The 8,511-nt window shown below is 43.5% G+C and carries 8 protein-coding genes; all 8 read right to left on the bottom strand.

Translation table 11 applies throughout. The features are described from left to right. A partial coding sequence (locus ICN37_RS08330; RefSeq protein ID WP_216156595.1) for an ESPR domain-containing protein occupies positions 1 to 2,037 on the bottom strand: 2,037 nt, incomplete at its 3' end. A 403-nt stretch (positions 2,038 to 2,440) separates the two neighbouring features. Beyond that, positions 2,441 to 4,075 carry an alpha-keto acid decarboxylase family protein gene (locus ICN37_RS08335; protein ID WP_145915333.1) on the bottom strand — a complete coding sequence of 545 codons (1,635 nt, stop codon included), beginning with the start codon at positions 4,073 to 4,075 and terminating at the stop codon, positions 2,441 to 2,443. Positions 4,076 to 4,108: 33 nt separating this feature from the next. Continuing rightward, on the bottom strand, positions 4,109 to 5,215 hold the full coding sequence (locus tag ICN37_RS08340) for a linear amide C-N hydrolase (RefSeq protein ID WP_216156597.1): 1,107 nt from the start codon (positions 5,213 to 5,215) through the stop codon (positions 4,109 to 4,111). A gap of 303 nt (positions 5,216 to 5,518) precedes the next feature. Beyond that, positions 5,519 to 5,695 carry a hypothetical protein gene (locus ICN37_RS08345; protein WP_216156600.1) on the bottom strand — a complete coding sequence of 59 codons (177 nt, stop codon included), beginning with the start codon at positions 5,693 to 5,695 and terminating at the stop codon, positions 5,519 to 5,521. 15 nt (positions 5,696 to 5,710) lie between these two features. After that, positions 5,711 to 6,088, bottom strand: coding sequence for a hypothetical protein (locus ICN37_RS08350; protein ID WP_216156603.1), 378 nt, complete (start codon positions 6,086 to 6,088; stop codon positions 5,711 to 5,713). A gap of 204 nt (positions 6,089 to 6,292) precedes the next feature. Then, a complete protein-coding gene (locus ICN37_RS08355) occupies positions 6,293 to 6,559 on the bottom strand; it encodes a hypothetical protein (protein ID WP_216156606.1) in 267 nt (88 codons plus the stop codon). Positions 6,560 to 6,933: 374 nt separating this feature from the next. Beyond that, positions 6,934 to 7,566, bottom strand: a complete 633-nt coding sequence (locus ICN37_RS08360) for a hypothetical protein (protein ID WP_216156609.1) — start codon at positions 7,564 to 7,566, stop codon at positions 6,934 to 6,936. A 222-nt stretch (positions 7,567 to 7,788) separates the two neighbouring features. Beyond that, entirely contained in the window at positions 7,789 to 8,361 is a 573-nt protein-coding gene (locus ICN37_RS08365; protein ID WP_216156612.1) for a hypothetical protein, read from the bottom strand. Positions 8,362 to 8,511: the final 150 nt, after the last annotated feature.

Here is an 8,511-nt window from a genome sequence, read left to right on the forward strand (position 1 = left end):
TGAAATATCAAAGCTGCCGTTATCCACTACGCCCCTGGAGGTGGCAATCGAACCGGTACCAGATAGTGCTAAGGTAGCCCCGGTATCAATCGTGGTAGTGCCGGTGTAAGTGTTGGTGCCCGTGAGGGTTACTGTTCCATTACTAGCAGCGCTATTGGTAATCGATAAGCTGCCAGGAACCCCAGAAGCGTCATCTGAAAATACCCCTGTAAAAGTGGAGGCTAGTCCATTGGCATTGATCAAACCACCATTAGTGGTTATGGTGAAGTTACCGCCGTAGGTATTTGCCACATCCACCAATAATGTTCCACCATCAAAACGATTATTAAAGTTTGGACTTACCCCGCTCACGATACTAGAGGCAATATTAGTGCCATCTGAATTACCAGCAACAACAATATCTGGCTTGCCGGAACCACCGGTACAACTTCCGGCAATGGGGCTGTAACATAAATCTAGCCATCCAGCATTCGTAGCATCCTGCAATACTTGATAGGTGTAACTTGTACCGCCGAGACTTTGGGTATAAGTTTGTGTAGTAAAGCCGGCAAGAGAATTACTCCTCAAAATACCCTGATACAAATTATCTGCCACTAGGGTTGAGCTTGGTAGCAAAGTAAAGTCATAAGCACCGGAGAAGCTCGCACCACCAGTAATATTCAAAATACTATACGAAGTAGTGCTTGCAATTTCTAATGTATAGGTACCTGATTGAGCGTAATTTCCAGTGATGGTTGGACTCTTAGCTGCCACCACGGTGAGGTTGCCAGCATTCGTAAAGGTATTACCAGTCACCAGAGTGACATCATCATTTAAGGTCAGACTTCCGCCCGCATTAACATTAAATGTTTTAACATTAAAAGTATTTGCAGTAGAAAAAGTACCCACCGCATTAACGGTAGTATTAGAACCAGTAACAGCGCCAGTAATTGTTCCCGCGGCACCATTCAGATTAATTGTTCCAGGGGTCGCATTGAAAGTTACCGGCCCATTTATTTGACCACTATTGTCAAGCGTTAAAGCAGTAACAGTATTGGCATAGACCGTACCATTAATCACGCCCGATGATTCATTCGTAATGCCGCCACCAACACTTCCGGTAATGTTAATAGCATAGCTATCAGGATTATTAGTGTGATTAATAATCCCGAAATTATCAATGCCGCCAGTGGCAGTACCGCTAATGTTAATAGCGCCATTTAAGATGCCAGTAGCACTATTAGTAATCGCGCCAGTAATGTCTCCGGCATTATTAATAGCTACGCCATTGGAGCTGGTAATGGTTCCATAATTGGTAATACCGCCTTCAATGTAAGAAGCCACAACTCCAGATGATGCTCCGCCAATAGAAATGCTATAAGAACCGGAACTAATCGTGCCATTATTCGTGACGTTGCCAGTCACCCCAGATGAATCAGCAAGAAACATCCCAAAGCCGCCAGCCGTTAATGTGCTACCCGATCCAATGCTCACGCTATCTAAGACAAAACCATTGACATAGATACCCCGCTGGGAGCTGGTGAGATCTCCATTGAGATTGATTGCCCCCGCATAATTTCGTGGACTTGGTGCTCCGGTAGGGTTATAGACGTAACTAATTCCGGCGCTGGTTCCTGTACTGCCGGTGTATTGCAAGAGACCGCCACTATCTACAGTGATGCCACCTAAATTGAGACCAGTTGAACTACTACTCACGCCAATTGGAATGCTAGAAGAAACGATTGAACCCGAGCCTGTAATCTCCACCGAGTTAGTAGATAAAGTACACGCGCTAGACGAAGATGAAATCGTTGATGCGCAGTTTGCAGCAGAGGCGATACCCCTTCCCAATAACAGCGGACCACTCATGAGTAATGTACTGACTAAAGCTGCTGTGAGTGTTCGCAGCCTAAATGGAATGAGCGCAAAACTTTCAGAAAAAACAATGGTGTTAACTAAGCGGGAACTTACTGAACCGCCAGCAGAGCTGGCTAATTCAGAGGCAACCTGAATGAGCCCAGTCGACTTATTAAATACAAGGCGGTAAATTTTATTCATGAGTTCGGTTTAGTAGATTAGATAAACACATTTTTTGTTTTGTTCTGATTGCGTAATTAATCCAGCGTACTCAATATAATGAAGAAAAATTCTCTTCAGTAATTCTTAAGCAAATCAAAAAAGTAATTATTAATAAAAGTTGTAGAGATTATATCGAATATCGCTTGAATTTCCCGATTTCCCGTATTCATTGACCTGGTGAAGCTCTAGGGCGGACAAGGCTTGCTCCTAGAGTGCCAATCGGGTTGGGAGCTAATGAGCCAGATCATGCTAAAAATCCAATAAAACTACCCTTGTTTTGAAATCAATTTTGGGTGCTGATTAACACCCTGAGCCACACAATCCCAGCAACAATAATGCTAGATGATCTAAGGCACAGCTATCAGGAATCAAAGCAACAAGGTTAGACTTTTTTCTTTAGAGCATTCGTCAAACGAACCAATCCAGGGCTGTATGTTTTAGGAGGAACACAAGCGCGAATAATAAATAAAGCTTCACTATTTTTTGCCTGCGTTAAAGCTTCATGCAACTCGTTCTCTGTGTGACACAAGATGCCAGTTCCAACACCAAAAGCCTTAGTAAGCTCTTCTGCGTGCAGAGCTGGTATGTCATTGAAAGGCCCATCGATCATCGGACGTTGAGTGCCATAACCTTGGTTATCCATCACGATAATGATGGGATATACACCATGATGAACTGCGCTCAGCGCTTCTAAACCTGTCATTAAAAAAGCACCGTCACCTACTAGCACCATGGGTCTGGTATTTGGGTCGGCTTTACCAGCTCCTAAAGCGGCCGGTACCGCATATCCCATGGTGGCGTAATACGCACTTGCCAAAGTGAGCGTCTGGGCCGGCAAGTCTACAGACGCAAAAAGACAATCACCTGGGTCTACTATTAAACGGGTTTTGTGATCGATAAAACCAGCAATACATGCCATGATACTTTCCACCAGCAATGCTTTACCCGCCTGCGGAGTAAACGTATTCTGTCGCCGAACAACTTGACCACCCTCTTGATAAGCTCTTTGCTTGCCAGCCTGAATGAGCGCAGGTAAAAATGCCCACAGTGGAACATCGTGATAAGTATGAAAACCGATGTTGACATGAGTGTCAGTACATTCAATTACCTGACCCCTTTCTAGGTGATCGGTAAATCCACCCATCACTAAATCACCGTACAACACACCAAACGAAATCAAGGGCTTTGCGCTCTCTACTTGCTGCACAACCGAATCGCTACTGACCGCTCCCATATAAACACCCAATGCTAGCGGATGCGTTTCAAGAATCACCCCTTTTGAAAGTGAAGTGGTAGCCATGGGCACACCGAAATATTCCGTAAAGGCTAAGAGTTCAGGTCCAAGTTTGCGACGCACCGCCATGACCCCTGCAACGGAAACCGCATCTCCAGAAGCTTCTAATAAGTCTAAGGTTTCTTCAACGGCTAGCTCTAAACGTGTTGGATGCACTTTTGGTAAGTCAATAACAAGACTACCCACGCGATCATGCACTGGTACATCCACCATATCTCTGGGGATTTCAATATAACCCGGGCGTTGATGGGCAATCATCTGACTCAGGACATGATCAATCTCTTGCGTGATCGTTAATGGATTGCTTAAAACAGCCTGAGCAATTGTGATGTCTTTAAATACTTCTAGCTGAGTATCAAAGTTTTTAACTTTATGGTGCAGCAAGGGGTCACCTTGTCGCTCGGCAAGACCTGGTGATCCACTTAGGATTAATAGAGGTACATTTTCTGCCCAAGCTCCCGCTGTTGCATTAACCACCTTAAACCCACCTACTGAATAAGTTACCGCGCAGACCCCCAACCCTCTAATGCGGGCATAGGCTTCGGCTGCAAATGCGCCACCCTGCTCATCAGCAGTGACTAATACCGGAAAACCAAATTTTGCTAGTCGATCAAATAGCTTAAGGGCAAAGTCACCGACTATGCCAAATCCTTCGTCTACACCTAATTCATGAAAGCGACGGATCAAAAATTCGGGAATCGTTGTCATTGCTAAATTATTCACGCATTACTCCCTGTAACCTGTTGAATGAATTGCTTATTTAGAAGGATCCGCCCTCAGGAATTCAAAAGGTGTTGCTACTTCAAATTGACTGGCTGTATTTCCCGAGTAAACCTTGCCGCCAGCAACCGTTAATTTTTTGATTGGCGCACCTTTTGAAAAGTTCAGATCTTTCAGTTCCACCCAAAAGGTATTCGGGGAAGTAGCAGAATCAAAATAATAAATTTTGTTCTTCTGATCCGCAACTGTGCGCCAAAGAGTCGAAGCAATATTGGGCTGGCTTGGTGTAGTAATACCTAAAGGCACACTCACGCTACGCACTACTCCTAAAGTACTAGCGACCGCTTGATAATCGTATTTTCTTTCCGGTATTGCGCTAATGTAATGCGGGTCAGTCGAAGTAGGCACAGCATGAATTAAAAAAGAGGCTCGCGCAAATCGATCAGCCGCCCGATTAGTACCTGGTAAAAAAGTCAGGCCGCCAATTTCTTGCCAATAAGTATTGAGTGCGAGTTGTTGGTCAAAAGTCGGTGAATTGGTCATCACCTGAAATTGCCTGCTATGGTGAATAACCTGTTTGCCGTCAACATATTCAAAGATAGCTGAATCACCAGATGCATCAGAAATTGATAGATGCAAAGAAGCAGGAACACCGTTAGGTAAGGATGGAGAAATTAAGCGGAAAGGCTCTGTCTTCAGATGGGTAACGGCCTCGTCAACTGTTGCAAATTGATCTAGAACATATTGCGCCCAAATAGCAATCGATAAAGGTGGCTTACCATTCGGTTTACCGTAGTCTGACTCAGCTAAATAGAGCACATTGGCAACGAGTCCTTTTTCATTCATGCCATCGGCAGTGCCCACGTCATAACCTGAGGCGACGATACTGCCATACTTAGAAACCCATTTAGGAGAATGAGGTCCTGCAGCACCATCTCTACTTACCCCTCTGGGAAAAAGCCAAAGATTGGTATGCATATCTTCAGCCCAATCCATTGAGCGTCCAGTAACGACGGCGTTATTTTCACCAAGATAAACCACCCTCGTACACGCTTGTGCAGTTGTGATGAATGAAGAAACGAGAAATGCGGCGAGTGACACGCCAACAATGAGGTGTTTTTTTAGAAGAGCGTGGGGACGCATTTGGAGATCCCTTTTAAAGAGGCGTTCAACAAGACAAGAGCATAGAGTTATTACAACATAACCCAAGTCCGTAGATCTGATTTTCTTAGGGGGACAGAAAGCAAAACCCTAATCAATCAGGACTACCCGCTTTTTTTAAGAAACCCCATTTATAACAAAGAGGGAAAGTGAGCGCATTACCATGCTAAGACACCTTCATCATGGAAGACTCTGAATGCACAATCGCCATCCAAAGCGCTATAGGGAAAGAGCTAGTAGTGGACTAAGAAAACAAAAATAGCATCACGATAACGCTACAGAAACTTACACCATCAATGCAGTTTCAGAATTGCTCCTCTTGCGACCAAACATCAAGAACAGACATCCCAATAAGAAGCCAACCTTAGGAGCGAGTGAGCCATCGATTTCAGGGGCGCCTACATTGACATCACCTGTAATCGTTTTATCAGCGTAGCCATTGAGAAACAATGGTGAGGTCATAGTCGTGCCACCCAACTAAGAGGCGACGTTAACATAATTAGTATTTGCATAGCCAGTACCAAAAGTATTGTCAGCAAACGAAAAATTAAAAACACCAGTAGCAGTTTGGTTTTGCAAATTCACTGAGCCCATCTGCGTGATTGTTCCCCCAAAATTACCGAGAGTTACAGGAGTTGCGTAGGAGCTAGAGTATTGATATTCAACCAAATTATTAATAGAAGTAATGTTACCTTGACCATCCGTAATCGCTTGACCTTGATAAGTCATGATATTGGTCCAATTTTGTTGCTCAGCAAACGTAGCCGTAAAGTTATAAGCATTCGCGTGTGCAAACTGAACACCCATCGCAGTAAGAAAGAAAAAAATAACTTTTGTGTATTGACGTATTTTCATAGCCTATCCATTATTAATTGGGCAATCAATGTATCTTTCGTAGCACAAATATATAGGAAACATTAACAACAAAATGACTTACTGCGGGCCTTCATGACTTAAAAACAACTATACGGCCAAAGCGTATCTTGGTTAATAAAAATCAGTCTTAGTGCGCGATATCAACAAAACTAGTTTTTTCATTATAGAAATTAGAGGGTCTATTTAAACAACTGCCAATGAGTGAGCGCCGTGATTCTTTCTGCTAAAAATTAAGATTAAACAACCGAGTAAGAAGCCGACTTTCGGTGCAAGTGAGCCATCGATTTCTGGGGCACCACCGCCACTCACTAAAACAGCATAAGGGGTAACTTGATCGAATTGCTTGATATTGATAAAAACACCAGTTCCAGGATCCAGCGAGTTAATCAATGTGTCCACTTCTGGCCCTATCGGGGGCGGATAAACAGCATAGGCAAATTCAGGGCTCATGGTGCCACCTCCGCCCGGCATTCCTAATCCATACCCTGTCTGCTGAGCAAATGTAGAGGCCAAACTTTGATTGCCGAACCATGCATATGACTGATATTAAAAATGCCAGGATTGGCGTCATAAGTAGTGGTTATGTAAGTAAGGTTGTAATTCGTGCCATTTACATTAATCACATTGGTGGGATTTGTTGCATAGACAAGCGATGAAGCAAAGACCACCGGGAGCAACAATAGAAAAATGACAAATCTTTTGATGTTCATTATTTTGATAAAAAATATCTTAAAAATTGAATATTGGAAAACTATATCAAAAAACTTAAGCGATGATGAACTGCCCTACCTCAAAAGCCACTAAATTGCCCTCAATGAGGGGAACTAAGCATATGATTTCTTAGGCCTTTTACCAAACATCAAGAACAAGCAACCCAACAAGAATCCAACTTTAGGGGCGAGTGAGCCATCAATTTCTGGGGCTCCACCACCGCTGGGATGAGCTGTAAAAACAACATTTGATAAAGATCCGTTAGAAATTCCTGGATTAGTGTTCGTATATGCGTCGGCTTGAGAAGTATAGGTACTGAAATATCCTGCACCAGAATTTTGTAAGCCTGTAACCCCCGACTGGGACGCGAGTACCCGAGCAAATTGATTGGCACCAGTTGAATAAATCAGAGCTAAATTAGTAACTGGTGTTAGTGGCAGGCCTGCCGTCCCATAGGCGTAAACATCAGGGACTGGAGCCCCACTAAAGTATAGAGTTGTTGTAGTTGCCGATACTCCATCGACTTTAAAATTCGATAAAAGAAATGGTGTTACATTGGAATATGGGTATTCCGACAAAGTAAAGTTTCCCGCAGGATTGAGCGTGAGATCTCCAGTAACCACTGCGCCAGTTGATAAAGTGGCGGTAAAGTCGTAGTTGGTGATCTGTTGCGCCCGAGCAATCCCAATGGTCATTAGGGCGCTAGAAACTAGTATAAAAGTAGTGATTAATTTTTTGAAGTTCATTCTCGTATCCAAATGCGAATGGTTGAAATCCTAAGAATAGCCATAACCGATTATGAGAAGTCAGAGGTCTGTATTGAGGATTCTACAGTCTCTGCGTAACTTAGTTTAATCTTTACATTAAATGCGCCAAGAGTTCAAATCGACCTGCCTACTTATAGAATACGCTCACCCCAAAGCAAAAACCACCCGAAGGTGGTTTTAGTATGATCAGATTTGAATGACTTAAGCAGTCATCATGGGCTCTGTATTTTGTTTCTTGCGACCAAACATCAAGAACAAGCAACCCAGCAAAAAACCTACTTTAGGAGCAAGTGAGCCATCAATTTCGGGGGCGCCTGCAGTTGTAGACCAATACTCAATCGGTACAACGGTGTAACCAGATGCTGGGCCTGTCCCAGCTACTGGTGGAGCATAAGCAAACAAAATACCAATGTCAGAACCAGGAGGGGAAGACTGGCCATAATTTCCGAGTTGCATTTTAAGGTCGCCAGCTAAAGTTCTTGCAAGCGCCTGATTGCCAAACCAAGCCATATTGGTGGAATTAAATGCGCTAGTTCCTCCTGCGCCATTTAAATTTGTATAACTACCTAATGCTGTTGCGTAAATAGTGTAGTCAGTTCCGCTAACATTAAATGTGAAATTGGTTCCGCCAGTAGGAACACTGGTAGCCCAAATGTATGGAGTATCAACCTGAGGGCAACCAGAGGGGCAATCAACAACCCCCTGGGCCATTGCGCCTGTAGCAGCCAAACCAAAAGCCATGGTGCTTAGTAAATTTAAGAGAAATTTTTTCATTTATACAATGCTTTAAAAGTTGGTGGATTCAACTACGAAGTGCAACTTTGAACAACTAGTTAAGGAGGCTAAGGATGTTTTAGTATCCAAAGCTTCTAGACCTGCAAGTCAAAGTAGCCATGACCTATCAACACCTTAGCCAAACTGAAC

This window comes from Polynucleobacter sp. P1-05-14 (assembly GCF_018881675.1).
Lineage (GTDB): Bacteria > Pseudomonadota > Gammaproteobacteria > Burkholderiales > Burkholderiaceae > Polynucleobacter.

Bases quoted from the DNA above. Each gene is read 5' to 3' on its own strand.
- ICN37_RS08350 (WP_216156603.1), bottom strand. From the start codon at position 6,088: ATGAAAATACGTCAATACACAAAAGTTATTTTTTTCTTTCTTACTGCG.
- ICN37_RS08365 (WP_216156612.1), bottom strand. From the start codon at position 8,361: ATGAAAAAATTTCTCTTAAATTTACTAAGCACCATGGCTTTTGGTTTG.
- ICN37_RS08360 (WP_216156609.1), bottom strand. From the start codon at position 7,566: ATGAACTTCAAAAAATTAATCACTACTTTTATACTAGTTTCTAGCGCC.
- ICN37_RS08345 (WP_216156600.1), bottom strand. From the start codon at position 5,695: ATGACCTCACCATTGTTTCTCAATGGCTACGCTGATAAAACGATTACA.
- ICN37_RS08340 (WP_216156597.1), bottom strand. From the start codon at position 5,215: ATGCGTCCCCACGCTCTTCTAAAAAAACACCTCATTGTTGGCGTGTCA.
- ICN37_RS08355 (WP_216156606.1), bottom strand. From the start codon at position 6,559: ATGAGCCCTGAATTTGCCTATGCTGTTTATCCGCCCCCGATAGGGCCA.